Genomic DNA, 17909 nt, shown 5'->3' with positions numbered 1-17909 from the left:
TTCGTAGGTTGAGACCTGCTCAGAACACCCGGAACAACAGGTTCCGGTCAAGTGTTAAGTTATTTGTGTACGCAATGGCCCCATAGCTTTCTCGAATTTCCGCGTTTCCCGCACATAGCTGGGAAGTAAAAGGAAGCCAAGTTAACAGTTTCAGTTCTGATCCCGTGATGTGGAACGGTCTGTCCACGATGTGGCCAACTTTTCAACGAGAGTGTGTTACGGACCCTCATTCCTGCGGATGACCCTCGACTTGGGGTGTGGCAGCGGCAATAGTTACTGTCAGTGGGATGTCACGGGCCCGGGGGTTCAGACAGGAGCTGGTGTGACAGCAACATCGGCAGTGTCGTTGCATGACGGCATCGAAGGACGCAGTGACGAGCAGATCCTGGTCGAGATCCGGGCCGGAGATCTGTCGGGACTGGATGTGCTCTACCAGAGGCACCGAGCCGCGGCCCTCCGTTTCGTGCGTCGATACTGCCGTGGCGAGCCCGATGCCGAGGACCTGGTCGCCGAGGGCTTCACCACCGTTCTCGAGGCACTCCGCCGCGGTCGCGGCCCCGTCGACGGATTCCGCGTCTACCTGCTGGTGGCCATCCGCAACCACGCGGCCCGCCGGTACAGCGAACGCGAGTACGTGACCGGGGAAGAGGAGTTCTCCGCCGCGCTGGACGAGCACGACCTGCGCTCCGATGGCGACTCCTGGCGCATCGTGGACGAGCGCGGCCTGCTCGCCAGGGCCTTCTCCGAACTGCCGGAACGCTGGCGCGCCGTGCTCTGGCACACCGAGGTGGAGGGCGAGTCGCCGCGGGTGCTCGCCGCTCAGTTCGGCCTCAAGCCCAACGGTGTCTCGGCGCTGGCCTACCGGGCCCGCCACGCGTTGCGCCGCGCGTACCTGAAGGCGCACATCAACGACCGGGCCCAGCCCGGCTGCCAGCAGTACGCCGAACGCATCCTGGACTGCGCCACCGGCCACCGGGTGGCGGTCACCCCCGCGCTCACCGCGCACCTGCGTGCCTGTCTGCCCTGCAAGACCCTGCACCGCGAACTGAACGAGCTGTCGGCCAGGATGCGCACCCAGGTCAGCGCCGCGGTGCTCGGACCGGTCGCGGCGGCCGCCTACCTCGGCGGTGGCGGCACCGGCGGCACCTTCAACAACGTCGTGCTGTGGCTCGCCCAGCATGTGAACCCGCCCGCCTGGTTCAACTCGGTCACCGAGCAGGTCGTGATGAGCTCGCAGCGCGCGGGCAACACCGTGGCGGCAGGCACCGTCGCGGTGACCATCGGCCTGGTCAGCCTCGGCAACACCCCGCCGGAGAACGAGGTCGTCTCGATGCCGCCGCCGAAGGTGGCGGCCCCCGTCACCGGCGCCGACCGGTCGTCCGCGCCGGACCCGAGCTCGGAGCTTCCGACGAGCATCGTGCTCGGGGTGCCCGCCGAAGCCTCGGCGCACCCGTCGTCCTCGGCGGGCTCATCGACACCGAGCACCCGCGGCTCCTCCTCGGCGCCCGGCAGCACCTCGGTCGACCCGAGGGGCAAGCCGGGACCAACGGACGGGCCGAACGACCCGGCGGGCACCACCGGCGGCACCGCGGAAGGTGTGAAGAACACCGCGGACGAGGAACCGGGCGGTCGCTGCGACGAGTCGACCCCCACCGGAACCCCGCCCCCGTCGCCGCTGGTCGTGCCGACCCCGCAGACCCCGACGCCCGCGCCGACCCCCACCCCGACGACGCACCTGCCGAAGCCGGAACCGACCGGGTCCAACGCAGGGCCGGTTCCGGGCGACGACTGCTGAGACGCATCCAGTGAGTGCGGCACCTGCCCAGGTGCCGCACTCACCGCGTTTCCCTACGGCAGCGGCGGCAGTTCCTCGTCGTCGAAGCCGTGCTTGCGGTCGAAATCGACCGAGGAGTACTCGCGCAGCTTGTTCAGCCGGTGGTAGCCGTCGATCAGGCGGACGGTGCCGGACTTGGAGCGCATCACGATGGACTGGGTGGTGCAGCCGCCGGAGCGGTAGTGCACACCGCGCAGCAGGTCGCCGTCGGTGACGCCGGTGGCGCAGAAGAACACGTTGTCCCCGCGCACCAGGTCGTCGGTGCCGAGCACGCGGTCGAGGTCGTGACCGGCGTCGATGGCCTTCTGCCGCTCCTCGTCGTCCTTGGGCCACAGCCTGCCCTGGATGGCTCCGCCGACGCATTTGAGCGCGCTGGCGGCGATGATGCCCTCCGGCGTGCCGCCGATGCCGATCAGCATGTCCACGCCGGTGCCGGGCCGGGCGGCCGAGATGGCGCCCGCGACATCGCCGTCGGAGATGAAGTGGATGCGGGCACCGGCCTCGCGCACCTCGTGCACCAGGTTCTCGTGCCGGGGCCGGTCCAGGATGCACACCGTCACGTCGGAGACATCGGTGGACTTGGCCTTGGCCACCCGGCGGATGTTCTCGGCGACCGGCGCGGTCAGGTCGATCACGTCGGCGGCCTCCGGGCCGACCGCGAGCTTCTCCATGTAGAAGACCGCGGACGGGTCGAACATGGCGCCCTTCTCCGCCACCGCGAGCACGGCCAGCGCATTGGGCATGCCCTTGCTCATCAGCGTGGTGCCGTCGATCGGATCGACCGCGACATCGCAGTCGGGGCCGTCGCCGTTGCCGACCTCCTCGCCGTTGTAGAGCATCGGCGCCTCGTCCTTCTCACCCTCGCCGATCACCACCACGCCCCGCATGGAGACGGTGCCGATCAGCTTCCGCATCGCGTCGACCGCGGCCTGGTCGCCGCCGATCTTGTCGCCGCGGCCGACCCAGCGGCCTGCGGCCATCGCTGCCGCCTCGGTGACCCTGACCAACTCCAACGCGAGGTTGCGGTCGGGGGCCTCCCGACGGCGTTCGGTGGTCGTAGTCATTCCGCCTCCCTGATCAGCGCAGCCGATCGCCAGTGAACCTGCCGACCAGCCAAAACACGAATGGAACCCCGTCAGTGGCCGGACGGGGCGTGGCGCCTGTGTAAGTACACGAGCGATCCTCGCAGACGATCGCCCCTGGTAGGCGCCACCCGCCTGGTGAACCGATTCGCGGCGACCGTGATGCCTGGCACAGGGCCATGACGTGCAAGCATGGAAGCGTGACGCAACACCCCGAGCAGCCCGAGCGGCTGTACGCCAAGCCCGAGCGCGGCGCGATGACCTCGCGGCACCTGGTCGCGTCGATGATTCCGCTCGTGCTGCTGGTGCTCGCCATCGTCGGCTTCTCCAGGGGCTGCTCGTTCAGTCCCGGTGGCCCCTCGGTGGAGGGCGGGATGGTGCCCACCGTTGATATGGGCCAGGAACTGCGTAGTTATGCCTCCCAGGTGGACTTCGGCGTCCGCTCGCCCCAACTGCCCCTGGGCTGGCGGGTGAATTCGGCGAACTCCAGCCGGGTCGGCGAGAACGGCGCCCACCGGGCCGTCCGGATAGGCGCCATCACCGAGGGCGGCCGCTACGTCCGGCTGTCCCAGTCGACCGCGCCCGAGCCCGACCTGGTGGCCTTCGAGACCCGCAACCGCCGCGAGTCGATGGGCACCGTGGACGCCGCGGGCCGCACCTGGACTGTCTACCCCGCCGAACGCTCCGAACTGGCCTGGGTCACCGAGATCGACGGCGTCCGCCTGCTGATCACCGGCAACGGCGACGACGCCGAGTTCCGCGAGCTTGCGACGGCTACGGTCAACGCCCCGATCATCACTCGGCCCAACAGCTAGTCGCGGTCGGCCTGCTTGGCCGAGGCGAGGGCGGTTTCGACCTGTTGGCGGGCGCCCGCGAGGTGGCGTTCACAACGGCGCGCCAGGGCCTCGCCGCGTTCCCACAGGGCCAGCGACTGTTCGAGGCTGAGGTTGCCCGCCTCGAGCTTGCGGACCACATCGGCCAGTTCGTCCCGTGCCGCCTCATAGGTGACGGCGTCCAAGCCGTCGTCGTGGGCGGCGCCGGGGGGAGTGCTCTCGTCGGTCACGCTGCGGTGCTCCTCGGTGGTCTGCGGGACGCCCACTCGCCGGGTGGATCAGGAGTGGCTGGCGAGTCGGTTCGCCGCACACACTACGACGGTGGCGATGGCCTGGTCGTAACCGACGAAGGCCTCGGCGAACTCGGCGCCGTCGCCGTCGAGCACCGCGTCACGGATCCTGCTCTCCGCGTTGGCCACCCGCCTGCGTTGGACGGCGCGGTCGGTGTCGGCCAACGCGAACACCTCGGCAGAGAACCGGCGCAGTACCTCCGGCAGGGTGCCGCGGGTGTGGCAGCCCGCCAACAGGGTCTGCCAGCATTCCTGGGCCGCGGTGTCCAAAGCCAGCGCATTGCCGTGCAGGGCAGGTGCCCGCTCGGCGATCACGGGCACGGTAAGCGGGAGGAACGTCGGTCGTGTCACGCTGCCTCCCTCTCACTCGGTGCCGGTCAAGTCCTCCACCAGCCGAACCTGTGCGTGTACCGCTCCGTCGACGAGGCGAATGCGCACCTGCGTCCCCTCGGGTGCGTCGGCGACCGAGCGCAACACCGGATTGGTGCCCCCATCGGCGGTGCCGACTCGCTGAACGACTGCGTACCCGCGGGCCAGAGTGGCGGCCGGACCCAGCGTCGTCAAGCGAGATCTCGTTGCCGTCAGGGTGGTTTCCGCTGCAACCAGGCTTGTGAGCATTGCCCTGCGGCCCCGATCACGCAACCCGGCAACGTCATCTGCACGGCGAATGAGTCCGGCCAGCGGGTCGCGGAGGACCGGACGGCTGCGCAGTGCGTCCAACAGGCGGCATTCGCGATCCACCCATCCGTGTAGTGCCCGTCGGCCGCGGTCCCGCAGCTGGTGGATGCGCGTGGTTTCCTCCGCGACGTCGGGCACGATCCGCTTGGCCGCCGCGGTGGGCGTCGAGCAACGCAGGTCCGCGACATGGTCCAGCAGCGGGGTATCCGGCTCGTGGCCGATCGCGCTGACCACCGGGGTGCGGCACTGGCTCACCGCGCGGCACAGCGTCTCGTCGGAGAACGGCAGCAGGTCCTCCACGCTGCCGCCGCCGCGGGCCAGCACGATCACATCGACGGCGGGGTCCTTGTCCAGCACCGCGAGCGCGTCCACGATCTGCGGAACCGCAAGCGCGCCTTGGACCGCGACGTTCTCCACCCGGAACCGCACCGCGGGCCAGCGCGCCTTGGCGTTGGTCAGCACGTCGTGCTCGGCCGCCGAGGCGCGGCCGGTGATCAGGCCGATGCAGCCGGGCAGGAACGGCAGCCGCCGCTTGCGGGCCGGGTCGAACAGGCCCTCGGCCGCCAGCAGCTTGCGCAGCCGCTCGATGCGGGCCAGCAGGTCGCCGACGCCGACCGCGCGGATCTCGTCCACCCGCAGGCTCAGCGAGCCGCGGTTGACGAAGTACGAGGGCTTGCCGTGCACGACAACGCGGCTGCCGTCGGTCAGCGGCGGCTCCATGCCGCGCAGGATGCCGTTGGAACAGGTCAGGCTCAGCGACACATCGGCGGCCGGGTCCCGCAGCGTGATGAAGGCGGTGGCGGTCCCAGGCCGCGAGGAGATCTGCGTGACCTGGCCCTCGACCCACACCGCGCCCAGCCGGTTGATCCACTCCGAGATCAGCCGCGCCACGGTGCGCACCGGCCACGGCTGCTCCGGGCTGGTCTTGTCCGCCAACTGATCAGCCGCCCGTCACGGTCCGGATGCGGTTGGTGAGCATGCGTTCGAACTCGGGCCGGTTCGCGCCCGCGCGCTCGTAGTCCAGCAGCTCTTCCAGGGTCTCCACGGACAGGTTGCGCAGCCGGGCGCGGAGCTGGGCCAGCGACAGCGAGGGGTAGCCCGGCAGGCTCGTGGGCGGCTCGCCGGAGGCATCGGCGCCGGGGCCGACGTCCTCGGTGTCGAAGTCGTCGTTGGCATCGGACACCGCGGCCATATCCCACGCGCTTTTCGGCACGGAGTGGCCGATCTCACTGTTGGCGCCCTCGTCCTCGAGGTCTTCGTCGAAGGTCGCCCACTCGGGGGTGTCCTCGACCGGCCGCATCGCGGCCAGCGCGTCATCGCCCTTGATCGCGAGTTCGGTGATGTGCTGCTGGACCCGCATGGACAGCTGCATCGCCTTGCTGGCAACGGTAACCGGCAGGCCCGCGAGGTTTTCCGGCAGTTTGCGGGTGTTCTCGACGGCCAGCGCCGCGAGGCCGGCGGCGACCCGGACCGGCAACGGTAGCGGTTTCATGTCCACAGCCTGCCGTAGCAGGGGGTGGATTGCCCAGCGGGTGAACTTCGCGCGGTGACGCCGAGGGTCTCCCGTAGGCTGGAGCCATGACTGGCAAGCGAGTTCTGCTGGCCAAGCCGCGTGGTTACTGCGCAGGCGTGGATCGTGCAGTGATCACCGTGGAAAAGGCGCTGGAGGCCTACGGCCCGCCGGTGTACGTGCGCAAGGAGATCGTGCACAACAAGCACGTCGTGCAGACGCTCCAGGAGCGTGGCGCGATCTTCGTGGACGAGACCGACGAGGTGCCCGAGGGCGCGCTCGTGGTGTTCTCCGCCCATGGCGTGGCACCCGCGGTGCACGAGCAGGCCGCCAAACGCGAGCTTCGCACCATCGACGCGACCTGTCCGCTGGTCACCAAGGTCCACATGGAGGCCAAGCGGTTCGCCAAGGACGACTACGACATCCTGCTGATCGGGCACGAGGGCCACGAAGAGGTGGAGGGCACCGCGGGCGAGGCCCCGGAGCACATCCAGCTGGTGGACACCGCCGAGGACGTGGACAAGGTCGCCGTCCGCGACCCGTCCAAGGTCATCTGGCTGTCCCAGACCACGCTCAGCGTCGACGAGACCATGGAGCGGGTCGGCCAGCTCAAGCAGCGCTTTCCGCTGTTGCAGGACCCGCCGAGCGATGACATCTGCTACGCGACATCGAACCGTCAGGTCGCGGTCAAGGCGATGGCCGCCGAATGCGACCTGGTGCTGGTGGTCGGCTCGCAGAACTCCTCCAACTCCAAGCGGCTGGTAGAGGTGGCGCTGCAGGCCGGCGCCAAGGCCTCGCACCTGATCGACTTCGCCACCGAGATCGACGAGGCTTGGCTGGATGGTGTGGAGACCGTCGGCGTGACCAGCGGTGCCTCGGTGCCCGAGGTGCTCGTGCTGCAGGTGCTGGAGCACCTCGCCGAGCGTGGCTGGGACGACGTCGAGGAGATCACCACCGCCAACGAGAAGATCGCCTTCGCACTGCCCCGTGAGCTCCGCAAGGAGCTGATCAACAAGGGCTCGATGGCGGGCGGCTCGGCAGGCGGCAAGTGCTCCGACAGCTAGTGGTCGTAGTGCTCGCCGAGCAGCGCCACGCCCACTAGGGCGAGCGCGAAGTGCCCGGTGAACCGGGCCGCGGTCTGGACCGCGGCGGCGGCGGTGCCGAGCCCGCGCACGACGGCTGCCTGCTGGGCGCTGGTGTCGATCGGCCGGTGCTGGACTGCGGTGGCGTTCATGGTTCCCTCCTGGCTCCTGCGGTAAGTCCACGATCGCTTATCCGCAGGTCAGCTCACATCAGCCGGAGGTTTCGCGTTCCGCGGCGCCGGGTCAGACCCAGGTAGTACGACCCCTCGGGGGCGACCCTCAGCGCGCGGACGGGCGCGGTCGGGGTCGCGGGCGGCGTTCCGGGGGTGGCGTCCGGCGCGGCGCGGCGCCGGGGCGAGGGGCGCGCTTGGTCGCTTCGGCGCTCGCGGCCGGACGCGGCTCGCGGGGATCGGCGACCGGCCTGCGGGGCTCCCGCGGCGTAGTCGGGCGCTTCTGCCGGATGATGCGGACGATGCCAGCGGCCAGCACGACGCCGGTGGTGATCGCCATCGTGGGGAAGCCGTTGACCAGCGGCTGCACGATGTCGAACAGGCCCGCGGAACCGGGGGCGGTGAGCATGATCAGGCCGGGGACCGCGATGGCCAGGATCAGCGGCGGCTGCACCATCGGGCCGAACAGGCTCCTGCGCTGCACCATCAGCACCGCGATCACGCAGCCGAGGAAGTAGCAGGCCTTGAAGGTCAGCCCCGGGGTGGCCTGGATCTCCATGTCCAGGACGAGTCCCGCCGCGGTCAGCGTGATGGCGATCAGCAGCGCGCCCCACCACGGGACCCCGCGTTGACGCCCGAACGCGGCGCGTTCGCGCCATGGCACTGCCCCGGCAGGTCGGTCGGCCTGGCTCTCTGGAGTCGCCCTCACAAGAAGACACGGTAACTCGTTTGCCGGAGTGGCCGACGGCATACCCAGGACGGGCGTTATGACAAATACTCATAACGCCCGTTGCGTCCGATGGTCACCGCTCGACGGGCACCCCGCCGTCCCCATTGCGCTCCGGGTGGGCGGCGATGGCGGCCGCGCCGTCGGTGTCCTCCGGCTGCCGAACCACCGGCACCTGGTTGGGGCTGCCCGCGGCCTCGGTCAGCGGCGAAACGGAGTTGCGGAAGCTCTCCAGCGCGTCCAGTTCCCTGCGCCGCGCGGACAGGAACCGCTGCAGGTGGGTGCTGGTGAGGTTGACCGAGTCGATGGCCGCGCTGGCCGCCCGGTGCGCCCGGCCCGCCTGTCCGCGGATCTGCTCGACGTCGGCGGCCAGGGTGGTCTCGGTGGCGGCGAACAGCGCCGCGGAGGCGATCACCGCGAAGGACGTCGGCCCGCACAGGAACACCCTGCGGTCCAGCAGCCAGCCCAGCAGGGCGGGGTCGGTGTCCAATGCGGCCACCACGGCGGCGTCCGACGGCACGAACATCACCGTGCCGTAGATCGCGTCCGCCCAGCGCTGGTAGCCCTTGCCCGCCAATTCCGCCGCCCGGGAGCGGATGTTGCGGGCGTGCACCCGCAGCGCGTCGGCCCGCTCGTCGGGATCGTCGGTCTCCATCGCCTCGGCCCAGCAGGCCAGGCTGGTCTTGGCGTCCACCGGCACCTGCTTGCCGCCCGCGACCGTCAACACCAGGTCGGGCCGCACCGAGCCGCCGCCCGCCAGGTCGGCCTGCACGATGAAGTGCAGCCCCTCCCGCAGCCCGAGCGAGCGGGCGGTCTCCACCAGCACCTGCTCGCCCAGTTCACCGCGGCCGGTGACGGAGGCGAAGGCCACCTCGTAGCGCCGCAGCGCCGCCTGGTGGGCGATGGTGCGGGCCCGCTCGGCCTCCACCATGCGCAGCGCGTCGTCGGCGCGGGTGATGCTGTCCGAGTACAGCCGCCAGCCCAGCAGCAGGGCGCCTGCCAGCAGCAGTGCCACCACGATCGCCGCGGTGGTGATGACTGTGGTCAACACGGCATGCTCCTCGAGGATCGGACTCCACGGAGATCATCACTGGGATCATGTCGTACACCCCCGACAATCTTGATTGGGCGACACGGCGCGCGGGATGCGCGGCTTTGCCCGCCCTCGGCCTTACCGTGCGAGGCATGCGCGTGCTGCATACCTCGGACTGGCATGTCGGCCGCACCTTCCACGGCAGGGATCTGCTGGCCGACCAGGAGAACGTGCTGGCCCACTTGGCGGGCCTGGTCGCGAGCGAGCGCATCGACGTGGTGCTGATCGCCGGTGACCTCTACGACCGCGCGGTGCCCTCGGCCGAGGCGGTCGACGTGTGCACCCGGGCGCTGAGCCGCATCCGCAACGCTGGTGCCGAGGTGGTGCTGATCTCCGGCAACCACGACTCCGCGCCGAGGGTCGGCGCCTTCGCCGAGTTCGCCGCCGCGGGCGGCCTGCACCTGTGCGCCCGGCTGTCCTGCGTCGACCGGCCGGTGATGCTGGCCGACGAGCACGGGCCGGTCGCCTGTTACGGCATCCCCTACCTGGAACCGGACATCGCCCGGCACGGACTTGGCATCCCCGACCGGCGCGGTCACGAGGCCGTGCTGGGCGAGGCCATGCGGCGGGTCCGCGCCGACCTCGCCACCCGGCCCGACGGCACCCGGTCGATGGTGCTGGCACACGCGTTCGTGGTGGGCGGCCGGGCGTCGGAATCGGAGCGCAAGATCGCCGTCGGTGGCGTCGAGCACGTGCCCGCCGGGATCTTCGACGACATCGACTACGTGGCGCTTGGCCACCTGCACGGCCCGCAGACCCTCGCCGAGCACCTGCGGTACTCGGGCAGCCCGCTGGCCTACTCCTTCTCCGAGGCGACGCAGCGCAAGTCGGTGTGGGTCGCCGAGTTGGACGGCACAGGTCTGTCCACTGTGGAACGCCACGAGCTGCCGGTGCCGCGCGGGCTGGCCACCCTCACCGGGAGGCTGGAGGAGTTGCTGACCGAGCCCGCGCACGATGCCGTGCTGGACTGCTACCTGTCGGTGACGCTGACCGACCCGCAGCGGCCGGTGGACCCGATGCGCAGGCTCCAGCAGCGGTTCCCGCACGCCGTGCACCTGAGCTGGGAACCGACCGGCGGCGTCCGGAAGTCGCTGCGGTACACCGAGATCGTGCGAGGCAAGTCCGACCACGACCTAGCCTGCGGCTTCGTCGAGGACTGCCGCGGCGGCGAGGCCACCGAGGTCGAGCGTTCCCTGCTGCGCAAGGCGCTGGAGTCGATTCACGAGGTGCCCGCCGCGGAGACCGCCCGATGAGGCTGCACCGGCTGGAGATCACCGCTTTCGGCCCGTACCCCGGCAGGCAGGTGGTGGACTTCGACGCCCTCGGCAGCGACGGGCTGTTCCTGCTGCACGGCGACACCGGTGCGGGCAAGACCACGCTGCTGGACGCGGTGGCCTTCGCGCTCTACGGCACCGTTCCCGGCGCGCGCCGCAACTCCAAGCGGCTGCGCTGCGACACCGCCGACCGCGAGACGCCGACCGAGGTGTCGCTGGAGTTGACGGTGCAGGGGCATCGGCTGCGGCTGGTGCGGCGACCGGAGTACGAGCGGCCCAAGAAGCGTGGCGAAGGCACCACCACCGAGCACGCCAAGGCCTCGCTGACCTGGATAGGCGAGGCCCCCAGCGGCCACGCCTGCGACGGCGTCGCCAGGGTCGACGAGGTGGGGCGCACCGTCGAGCGGCTGCTGGGCATGACCGCCGACCAGTTCTTCCAGGTGGTGTTGCTGCCGCAGGGCAAGTTCGCGGAGTTTCTGCAAAGCGATACGGCCGAGCGGGAGCGGTTGCTGGAAAAGCTCTTCGGCACCGAACGCTTCAGCGCGGTGGAGTCGTGGTTCCGCGACCGCCGCCGCGACGCCCGCGGCGAACTCGAACTGCGCCGGGGCGAGTTGGACAAGCTGGTCACCCGCATCCGCCAGGCGGCGGGTGAGGACGGCGACGCCGACTTCGACCAGGCCTGGCTGGACGAGTTGCGCACCCGCCTCGCGCACACCCACGAGCAGGCCCGCGCCGAGGAACAGGCCGCACGGCAGGCCGCCACCGCCGCCCGCACCCGGCTCGATCAGCAACGTGAGCTGCATGGGCGGCTCACCCGTCTCCGGCGGGCGCAGGACGAATTGGCGGCGCTGCACGCTGATCGCGAGGCACGGCGGGCCTGCGAGGCCGAACTCCAGGCCGCGCGCAACGCCGGACACGTCCTGCCCGTGCACCGGGAACACCAGGCGGCACTGGCCGAACTGAGTCGGGCCGAGCAGGAGGAGAACGCACTCTCCGCGAGGTTGTCCACAACCGGCGGCGGCATTGTGGACAACTCCACTGACCAGCTGCGTGAGTTGTGCAGGCGCCTGCGGGACGAGGCCGGTTCGCTGGCGGCGCTGGTCGCCGAGGGCGTCCAGCAGCGGGCGGACGCCGACCGCCTGGCGGGCCTCGACCGCGAACGCGCGGGTGCCCTGACACGTGCCGAGGAACTCGAAGCCCGGCTCCAGGCACTTCCCGCGCGGATTGCGGAGTACCGGTCGGAGCTGGAGCAGGCGCAGCATGCCGGTCTTCGGCTGGAAACCCTTCGCGCGCAACGGGATGAGCTGACGCAGGCGCTGGCCGACGCGGCCAAGCTGGGGCCCGCCGAGCAGGAGGCGCAGCGGCTGCGGGACCGCGAGCGCACCGCCGTGGACGCCCACCAGCGGGCCAAGGAAACGCTGCTTACCCTGCGGGAACGCAGGCTGGCGGGCATGGCGTTCGAACTGGCGCAGGCGCTCGAGGACGGAATCCCCTGCCCGGTCTGCGGATCCGCGCAGCACCCGGCGCCCGCCACCGCACTGGACGGCCACGTCACCGAGGCCGACGAGCGCGAAGCGGCGGAAACCGAGCAGCGGGCGCTCGCCGAACGCGATCAGGCGGGCACGCTGGCGCAGGCCGCGGAGTCCCGGTGCGAAGTGCTGCGCGGCAGGCTGGCGCGGTACACAGTGGACACCCTCGCCGACGAGCACCGGACGGTGGTTGACCAGCACGACTCGACGGCCGACCTCGCCGCCGCCGAAGGCGATCTGCGCAAGCGGCTGGACGATGCGCTGGCGCTGGAGGAGAAGCTGCGCACCGGCTTGGCTGAATCGCAGCGGCTGCACTCGGAACTCACCGCGACGGCGTCGGCCCTCACCGAGGCGATGACGTTGCGTGCCACGCGGTTGGACGAAGCCCGAGGCGAGTTCGTCGACGTCGCCGCCCGCCGCGCGCACCTGATCGAGTTGGCCGACACGGTGGAGGCGTTGGCGGACGCGCGTCGGGCGGTCGCGCGAGCGGGCGAGCGGTGTGCGGAGAAGGCCGCGGCGGTGGCCGGGGCCGCGGCAGAGGCCGGTTTCGCCGACGTCGACGCGGCGCTCGCGGCCATGCGCGACACCGCGGCCGTCGAGGAACTGGAGCGGCGGCTGGCCGAATCGGACCGGCGCGAGGCGGCCGCCACCGCGGTGCTGAACGAGCCGGAACTGTTCGGGCTCGACTCCGCCGCCGAGGTCGACCTGGACGCCCAGCGGCGGGCCGACGCCGAGGCGCAGCACCGGTTGGAGGAGGCACTGACCTGCTCGCGCGCCGCCGAGACCCGCCTCGCCCAGGTGGGCAGGCTGGCCGACGCGCTGGTGGTGGCCTGGCGCGAGTTCGAACCGGTCCAGACGGAGTTCGACGAGCTCAACGCGCTGACCGACGTGATCAACGGGCTCGGGCAGAACGCGCGGCAGATGTCGCTGCGGTCCTATGTGCTCGCCGCGCGGCTGGAACAGGTGGCGGTCGCCGCGACGGCCCGGCTGCGGCAGATGAGCCAGGGCCGGTACTCGTTCGTGCACTCCGACGCGGGCGGCCCCCGCCGCACCCGCGGCGGCCTCGGCCTGGACATCCTGGACGACTACTCCGGCAAGGTCCGCCCCGCGAAGACGCTGTCCGGCGGGGAGTCCTTCCTGGCCTCGCTGTCCCTGGCGCTCGGCCTCGCCGACGTGGTCGCGGACGAGACCGGCGGCGCCAGGCTGGACACGCTGTTCGTGGACGAGGGCTTCGGCAGCCTCGACACCGACACCCTCGACCTGGTCATGGACACCCTCGACGAACTCCGCGCCGACGGCCGGGTCGTCGGGCTGGTGTCCCACGTCGAAGAACTCCGCCAACGCATCCCGGTGCGGCTGCGGGTCCGCAAGTCCCGCGACGGCTCCACCCTGGAACTCTCCGCCTGACCCAGTCCCGCCACGTACACCAGACCGACCGCGCGGCCCATAGACGAGACAGCCTGTCGAACCTGTATCTCGACATGCGCACGGCGCTGATGGCCGTCCGCGTGGCCCTATCCACGAGACAGCCTTGTCGAACCCGCATCTCTAGATCCGGAAGGCGCTGGTGGCGCCCCGCGCGGCTTATCTACGAACCGACCGGCGCGGCCTTCCACGAACCAGCCCTGTCGAACCTGCATCTCGGCATCCCCAAAGCCCCTATACCCGAACCCGCCCGACGGCGTCGCGGACGCACCCGTCCCTTCGGCGTGTTATCCACATCTCCAGAGTTATCCACAGATCCGACTTTCCCGTTTTGGGTCTTCTACCTGGGCCGATAGGCTGGCCGCGGGGCTGCCCCCCGGGCGGGCGGGGGCTGTCTGGGGTGCCGTTGTGGGGGTGGGTTGGGCCTAAAGCCGAGTGGATTCGTGGGTGAGGAGCCAGCGCTTGGCGGTTGGGCCCCAGCGGAAGCCGCCGAGGGTGCCGTCGGTGCGGATCACGCGGTGGCAGGGGACGAACAGGGCGGCCGCGTTGCGGGCGCAGGCGGTGGCGGCGGCTCGGATGGCGGCGGGGCGGCCGGACTTGGCGGCGTACTCGGCGTAGCTGAGCGGGGCGCCCGGCGGCACGGTGCGCAGGGTCTGCCAGGCGTGTTCGAGGAACTCGCCGGAACGTTGGCGCACCGGGATGGCGTCCACAATGGACAAGTCGCCGTCGTGGTACTCGGTGATGGCCTTGGTGATCTCGCCCAGGTCGGGCAGCGGCCGGGGGTCGGTGGGGCGCAGCGACGGCGCGATCAGGGGGAGCAGTGCCGCCAGGTCGGACGTCCAGCCCGAGGCCAGCACCGCGCCGTCGGCGTCGGCGATGGCGGTGAACGGGCCGATCGGGGTGCCCACTGTGGCGGCGGTGGCGGTGGCCGACCCGGTTGAGGGGTTCGCCGTGGCGGCGGTCATGCGGTTCTCCTCGAGGTGAGCTGGGCTGGTCGGGCGGCGGCCTGCCACAGGTGCATGCCCGCGTAGGAGCGCCAGGGGCGCCAGGCCTTGCCGTGGGCGGTGAGATCGTCGGGGGCGAAGCCGAGGTAGGCGGCGCCTCGCCGCAGCGCGGTGTCGCCGGTGAGCAGCACGTCGGGACGGCCGAGCACGCGCATGGCCACCACCTCGGCGGTCCAGCGGCCGATGCCGGGGATGGCGATCAGGCCTGCGATGAGCTCGTCGGCGTCCATGCCGTAATGCAGCGGCAGGCTCTCCTCCGCCAGCGCGGCGGCCACCCTGCGCACGGTGTCGATGCGCTGCCCCGGCCCGGTGAGGACCTCCCCGCCGCGTTCGGCGACGGCATCGGCGGTGGGGAACAGTCGCAGCAAATCGCCGTCGGGGGCGGGCAGCGGATCACCGAGGGCGTCGGCCAGCCTGGTCGCGGCGGCGCGGGCCGCGGGCACCGAGATCTGCTGGGCGAGCACGGTGCGCAGCAGCGTCTCGTGGTTCTCGGCGCTGCCGGGGGCGCGGATGCCCGGGGTGGCGGCGACCGAGGCGGACAGCAGCGGATCGGCGGCCAGCACCTCGTCCACCGCGACCGGGTCGGCGTCGAGGTCGAACAGCCTGCGCATCCGGCACACCGCGCTGCTCAGGTCACGCAGGTCGCCCAGCCGCAGCGTGCACTCGACGTGGCTGTCGCGGGGGACCAGTCGCACGGTGGCGGGCTGGTGCGGAAGACGGAGGGTGCGGGCGTAGCCGGACTCGTCGGCGGACTCGATGCCGGGCAACGCGCGGGCGGCGAAGAAGCCGAGCAGGCCCGCGGCGTCGAACGGGCCGCGGAAGGGCAGCCGCAGCACGATCGTGCCGGGGCTGGGGGTCAGGGTGCAGCGGTCCGGCCGCTGCCGGGCCTCGGTGCGCAGCTGGGTCGGGGTCACGCCGAAGACCTGGCGGATGGTGTCGTTGAACTGCCGCACGCTGGCGAAGCCCGCCGCGAAGGCGATGTCGGCGAAGGACAGCGAGGTGGTCTTGATCAGCAGCCGGGCGGAATGCGCCCGGTGCGCCCTCGCCAGCGCTAGCGGGCCCGCGCCCAGTTGGGCGGTGAGCACCCGGCTGAGCTGGCGCTCGGAGTAGCCGAGCCGGTTGGCCAGGCCGGGCACGCCTTCGCGTTCGACCACGCCGTCGGTGATCAGGCGCATGGCCCTGGCGGCGAGGTCGGCGCGCACATCCCAGTCCGGGGAGCCCGGTACGGCGTCCGGGATGCAGCGCCTGCAGGCGCGGTAGCCCGCGGCCTGGGCGGCGGCCGTTGTCACGAAGAACTCGACGTTGGACCGCTTCGGGGTCACCGCCGGACAGGACGGCCGACAGTAGATACCGGTTGTGCGCACGGCGAGGACGAAGCACCCGTCGAAGCGGGGGTCGCGAGAGCTCACCGCGCGATAGGCGCGTTCGGAATCCACCAGCACGATATCGATGCTCGCAGCGTCGATGGGCGATGGCTAGCGGGATTCGGACATCGCCGTGCGCACGCGGTGTCAGATCACCCTGATCTGGTCGGCCTGCGGTCCCTTGGGCCCCTGGACCACATCGAACTCCACCCGCTGGTTCTCTTCAAGCGAGCGGTATCCAGTCGCCTGGATCGCGCTGAAGTGCGCGAACACATCGGGACCGTTGTCCTGCTGGATAAAGCCGAATCCTTTCTCCGCGTTGAACCACTTGACAGTGCCCTGCGCCATCACTACCTCCAGGCTGCCCCCGGCGGGCCCTGGAACCACTGAGCGTTTCCAGGGCACGCCGATCACACAACGTGACAAAGCTGCCACGGAGGCGTAGCCGACGGCTAGTACTCAATCGGTGATTAACCCCATCGGTGCCTCAGTTGTGATGGGGGCTGAGCGATCAGACCGGGCGCACCTGCTGCGCCTGCGGCCCCTTCTGGCCCTGCCCGACCTCGTACTCGACGGCCTGGTTCTCCTCGAGAGAACGGAATCCGCTGGACTGGATCTCCGAGTAGTGCACGAACAGGTCCGCGCTCCCGTCGTCCGGCTGGATGAAGCCGAACCCCTTCTCAGAGTTGAACCACTTCACTTTGCCCCTGGGCATGGTGTTTCCTCCTAGCTCACACAACGTGCACAAAACTGGCACGATGAGCACTCAGTAGCCAGCGCTCAGGGTGTGATTAACCCCATCGGTTCCGCCTCATGCCGATGTGTGGCGCACCGCGCCGTAGACTCGCCGTTCGTGAGTTTGACCCTCGGTATCGTCGGCCTGCCCAACGTCGGCAAGTCCACCCTGTTCAACGCGCTGACCCGCAACGATGTGCTGGCGGCCAACTACCCGTTCGCCACCATCGAACCCAACGTCGGTGTGGTCGCGTTGCCGGACGAGCGGCTGGGCAAGCTCGCGGAGATCTTCGGCTCCGAGCGGATCGTGCCCGCCATGGTGTCCTTCGTCGACATCGCGGGCATCGTGAAGGGCGCCTCGGAGGGCGCTGGCCTCGGCAACAAGTTCCTCGCCAACATCCGCGAGGCCAACGCCATCTGCCAGGTCATCCGGGTCTTCGACGATCCCGACGTGGTGCACGTCGACGGCAAGGTCGAACCGGCCGACGACATCGAGACGATCAACACCGAGCTGATCCTCGCGGACCTCCAGACCCTGGACAAGGCGGTACCCAGGCTGGAGAAGGAGGCGCGGACGCAGAAGGACCGCCGTCCCGCCCTGGAAGCGGCCCAGCGCGCCAAGGAGATCCTCGACGCGGGCCGCACGCTGTTCGCCGCCCAGAAGGAGATCGACGGCGAGCAGCTTCGCGAGCTGAACCTGCTCACCACCAAGCCGTTCCTGTACGTCTTCAACGCCGACGAGGCGGTGCTGACCGACGAGGCCCGGCGCAAGGAGCTCTGCGAGCTGGTGGCGCCCGCGGACGCGGTGTTCCTGGACGCCAAGGTCGAGGCGGAGCTGTTGGAGCTGGACGAGGAGTCGGCCCGTGAGCTGCTGGAGTCGATCGGCCAGCCGGAGCCCGGTCTGCACTCGCTGGCCCGCGCCGGCTTCCACACCCTCGGCCTGCAGACCTACCTGACCGCGGGGCCCAAGGAGTCACGAGCCTGGACCATCCCGCGGGGCGCCACCGCGCCGCAGGCGGCGGGTGTGATCCACACCGACTTCGAGCGCGGCTTCATCAAGGCCGAGGTGGTGTCGTTCGCCGACCTCGTCGAGGCGGGGTCGATGGCCGCCGCGAAATCGGCGGGCAAGGTCCGCATCGAGGGCAAGGACTACATCATGGCCGACGGCGATGTGGTGGAGTTCCGCTTCAACGTCTGAACTCCGGTCGGATTTTCGCGGTCCGGAGGCGGTCATGGGCGTGATTCGCGCAGGCCGCCTGCCCATTTGACGTGGTCTATC

18 protein-coding genes are annotated in these 17909 nt (G+C 70.6%); 6 read left to right on the top strand and 12 right to left on the bottom strand.

The genetic code is table 11. From position 1 onward, the window contains the following. The first annotated feature begins 322 nt into the window (after positions 1-322). Positions 323-1795 carry an RNA polymerase sigma factor gene (locus ACU6XJ_RS08080; RefSeq protein ID WP_476308172.1) on the top strand — a complete coding sequence of 491 codons (1473 nt, stop codon included), beginning with the start codon at positions 323-325 and terminating at the stop codon, positions 1793-1795. 53 nt (positions 1796-1848) lie between these two features. On the opposite strand, the gene glpX is transcribed toward ACU6XJ_RS08080, so the two are convergent. Continuing rightward, positions 1849-2898, bottom strand: coding sequence for a class II fructose-bisphosphatase (gene glpX / locus ACU6XJ_RS08075; RefSeq protein ID WP_476308171.1), 1050 nt, complete (start codon positions 2896-2898; stop codon positions 1849-1851). 218 nt (positions 2899-3116) lie between these two features. On the opposite strand from glpX, the gene ACU6XJ_RS08070 reads away from it, so the two are divergent. Beyond that, a complete protein-coding gene (locus ACU6XJ_RS08070) occupies positions 3117-3731 on the top strand; it encodes a DUF4245 domain-containing protein (protein ID WP_476308169.1) in 615 nt (204 codons plus the stop codon). Here the strand turns inward: ACU6XJ_RS08070 and ACU6XJ_RS08065 are convergent. Genes ACU6XJ_RS08065 through ACU6XJ_RS08050 form a run of 4 tightly spaced genes read right to left on the bottom strand, consistent with a single transcriptional unit; the run spans position 3728 to position 6209 of the window. After that, positions 3728-4015 (bottom strand): exodeoxyribonuclease VII small subunit, encoded by a 288-nt coding sequence (locus tag ACU6XJ_RS08065; protein ID WP_476308167.1) that lies wholly within the window; start codon positions 4013-4015, stop codon positions 3728-3730. The genes ACU6XJ_RS08070 and ACU6XJ_RS08065 overlap by 4 nt on opposite strands. Before the next feature lie 12 nt (positions 4016-4027). Next, a complete protein-coding gene (locus ACU6XJ_RS08060; protein ID WP_476308165.1) occupies positions 4028-4390 on the bottom strand; it encodes a sugar ABC transporter substrate-binding protein in 363 nt (120 codons plus the stop codon). A 12-nt stretch (positions 4391-4402) separates the two neighbouring features. Further along, positions 4403-5653, bottom strand: coding sequence for an exodeoxyribonuclease VII large subunit (xseA, locus tag ACU6XJ_RS08055; protein WP_476308164.1), 1251 nt, complete (start codon positions 5651-5653; stop codon positions 4403-4405). A gap of 4 nt (positions 5654-5657) precedes the next feature. Beyond that, entirely contained in the window at positions 5658-6209 is a 552-nt protein-coding gene (locus ACU6XJ_RS08050) for a lipid droplet-associated protein (RefSeq protein WP_476308162.1), read from the bottom strand. An 86-nt stretch (positions 6210-6295) separates the two neighbouring features. Here ACU6XJ_RS08050 and ACU6XJ_RS08045 point away from each other — a divergent pair, with 86 nt between their 5' ends. Beyond that, positions 6296-7291: a 4-hydroxy-3-methylbut-2-enyl diphosphate reductase gene (locus ACU6XJ_RS08045; protein WP_476308160.1), complete on the top strand. Its 996-nt coding sequence runs from the start codon at positions 6296-6298 to the stop codon at positions 7289-7291. On the opposite strand, the gene ACU6XJ_RS08040 is transcribed toward ACU6XJ_RS08045, so the two are convergent. The 3 genes from ACU6XJ_RS08040 to ACU6XJ_RS08030 form a co-directional block, all read right to left on the bottom strand. Then, positions 7288-7461, bottom strand: coding sequence for a hypothetical protein (locus ACU6XJ_RS08040; RefSeq protein ID WP_476308158.1), 174 nt, complete (start codon positions 7459-7461; stop codon positions 7288-7290). The genes ACU6XJ_RS08045 and ACU6XJ_RS08040 overlap by 4 nt on opposite strands. 127 nt (positions 7462-7588) lie before the next feature. Further along, positions 7589-8188, bottom strand: coding sequence for a DUF6542 domain-containing protein (locus tag ACU6XJ_RS08035; RefSeq protein WP_476308157.1), 600 nt, complete (start codon positions 8186-8188; stop codon positions 7589-7591). A 94-nt stretch (positions 8189-8282) separates the two neighbouring features. Then, positions 8283-9254, bottom strand: a complete 972-nt coding sequence (locus tag ACU6XJ_RS08030; protein WP_476313852.1) for a DNA recombination protein RmuC — start codon at positions 9252-9254, stop codon at positions 8283-8285. 137 nt (positions 9255-9391) lie between these two features. Here ACU6XJ_RS08030 and ACU6XJ_RS08025 point away from each other — a divergent pair, with 137 nt between their 5' ends. Then, entirely contained in the window at positions 9392-10552 is a 1161-nt protein-coding gene (locus ACU6XJ_RS08025) for an exonuclease SbcCD subunit D (RefSeq protein ID WP_476308156.1), read from the top strand. Beyond that, complete coding sequence (locus ACU6XJ_RS08020) at positions 10549-13509, top strand: AAA family ATPase (protein WP_476308154.1); 2961 nt, start codon at positions 10549-10551, stop codon at positions 13507-13509. The genes ACU6XJ_RS08025 and ACU6XJ_RS08020 overlap by 4 nt, the downstream gene beginning before the upstream one ends. Positions 13510-13952: 443 nt before the next feature. Here ACU6XJ_RS08020 and ACU6XJ_RS08015 read toward each other — a convergent pair whose 3' ends face one another. The 4 genes from ACU6XJ_RS08015 to ACU6XJ_RS08000 all read right to left on the bottom strand — a co-directional run bounded on the left by ACU6XJ_RS08015 (position 13953) and on the right by ACU6XJ_RS08000 (position 16610). Continuing rightward, positions 13953-14492: a methylated-DNA--[protein]-cysteine S-methyltransferase gene (locus tag ACU6XJ_RS08015; protein WP_476308153.1), complete on the bottom strand. Its 540-nt coding sequence runs from the start codon at positions 14490-14492 to the stop codon at positions 13953-13955. After that, positions 14489-15973 carry an AlkA N-terminal domain-containing protein gene (locus tag ACU6XJ_RS08010; protein ID WP_476308151.1) on the bottom strand — a complete coding sequence of 495 codons (1485 nt, stop codon included), beginning with the start codon at positions 15971-15973 and terminating at the stop codon, positions 14489-14491. The genes ACU6XJ_RS08015 and ACU6XJ_RS08010 overlap by 4 nt, the downstream gene beginning before the upstream one ends. 69 nt (positions 15974-16042) lie before the next feature. Beyond that, positions 16043-16243 (bottom strand): cold-shock protein, encoded by a 201-nt coding sequence (locus ACU6XJ_RS08005; RefSeq protein WP_476308150.1) that lies wholly within the window; start codon positions 16241-16243, stop codon positions 16043-16045. 163 nt (positions 16244-16406) lie between these two features. Continuing rightward, on the bottom strand, positions 16407-16610 hold the full coding sequence (locus ACU6XJ_RS08000; protein ID WP_476308148.1) for a cold-shock protein: 204 nt from the start codon (positions 16608-16610) through the stop codon (positions 16407-16409). 138 nt (positions 16611-16748) lie between these two features. Here ACU6XJ_RS08000 and ychF point away from each other — a divergent pair, with 138 nt between their 5' ends. Then, on the top strand, positions 16749-17828 hold the full coding sequence (ychF, locus tag ACU6XJ_RS07995; RefSeq protein ID WP_476308146.1) for a redox-regulated ATPase YchF: 1080 nt from the start codon (positions 16749-16751) through the stop codon (positions 17826-17828). Positions 17829-17909: the final 81 nt, after the last annotated feature.

The organism is Actinorectispora metalli (genome assembly GCF_056323685.1).
Note: the sequence above shows the minus strand (reverse complement) of the source record. Positions and strands in the feature narration are given on the sequence as shown.

Excerpts from the sequence above, each read along its gene's own strand:
- ACU6XJ_RS08050 (WP_476308162.1), bottom strand. The coding sequence starts at position 6,209 with ATGAAACCGCTACCGTTGCCGGTCCGGGTCGCCGCCGGCCTCGCGGCG.
- ACU6XJ_RS08020 (WP_476308154.1), top strand. The coding sequence starts at position 10,549 with ATGAGGCTGCACCGGCTGGAGATCACCGCTTTCGGCCCGTACCCCGGC.
- ACU6XJ_RS08045 (WP_476308160.1), top strand. The coding sequence starts at position 6,296 with ATGACTGGCAAGCGAGTTCTGCTGGCCAAGCCGCGTGGTTACTGCGCA.
- ACU6XJ_RS08040 (WP_476308158.1), bottom strand. The coding sequence starts at position 7,461 with ATGAACGCCACCGCAGTCCAGCACCGGCCGATCGACACCAGCGCCCAG.
- ACU6XJ_RS08000 (WP_476308148.1), bottom strand. The coding sequence starts at position 16,610 with ATGCCCAGGGGCAAAGTGAAGTGGTTCAACTCTGAGAAGGGGTTCGGC.
- ACU6XJ_RS08005 (WP_476308150.1), bottom strand. The coding sequence starts at position 16,243 with ATGGCGCAGGGCACTGTCAAGTGGTTCAACGCGGAGAAAGGATTCGGC.
- ACU6XJ_RS08025 (WP_476308156.1), top strand. The coding sequence starts at position 9,392 with ATGCGCGTGCTGCATACCTCGGACTGGCATGTCGGCCGCACCTTCCAC.
- ACU6XJ_RS08015 (WP_476308153.1), bottom strand. The coding sequence starts at position 14,492 with ATGACCGCCGCCACGGCGAACCCCTCAACCGGGTCGGCCACCGCCACC.
- glpX (WP_476308171.1), bottom strand. The coding sequence starts at position 2,898 with ATGACTACGACCACCGAACGCCGTCGGGAGGCCCCCGACCGCAACCTC.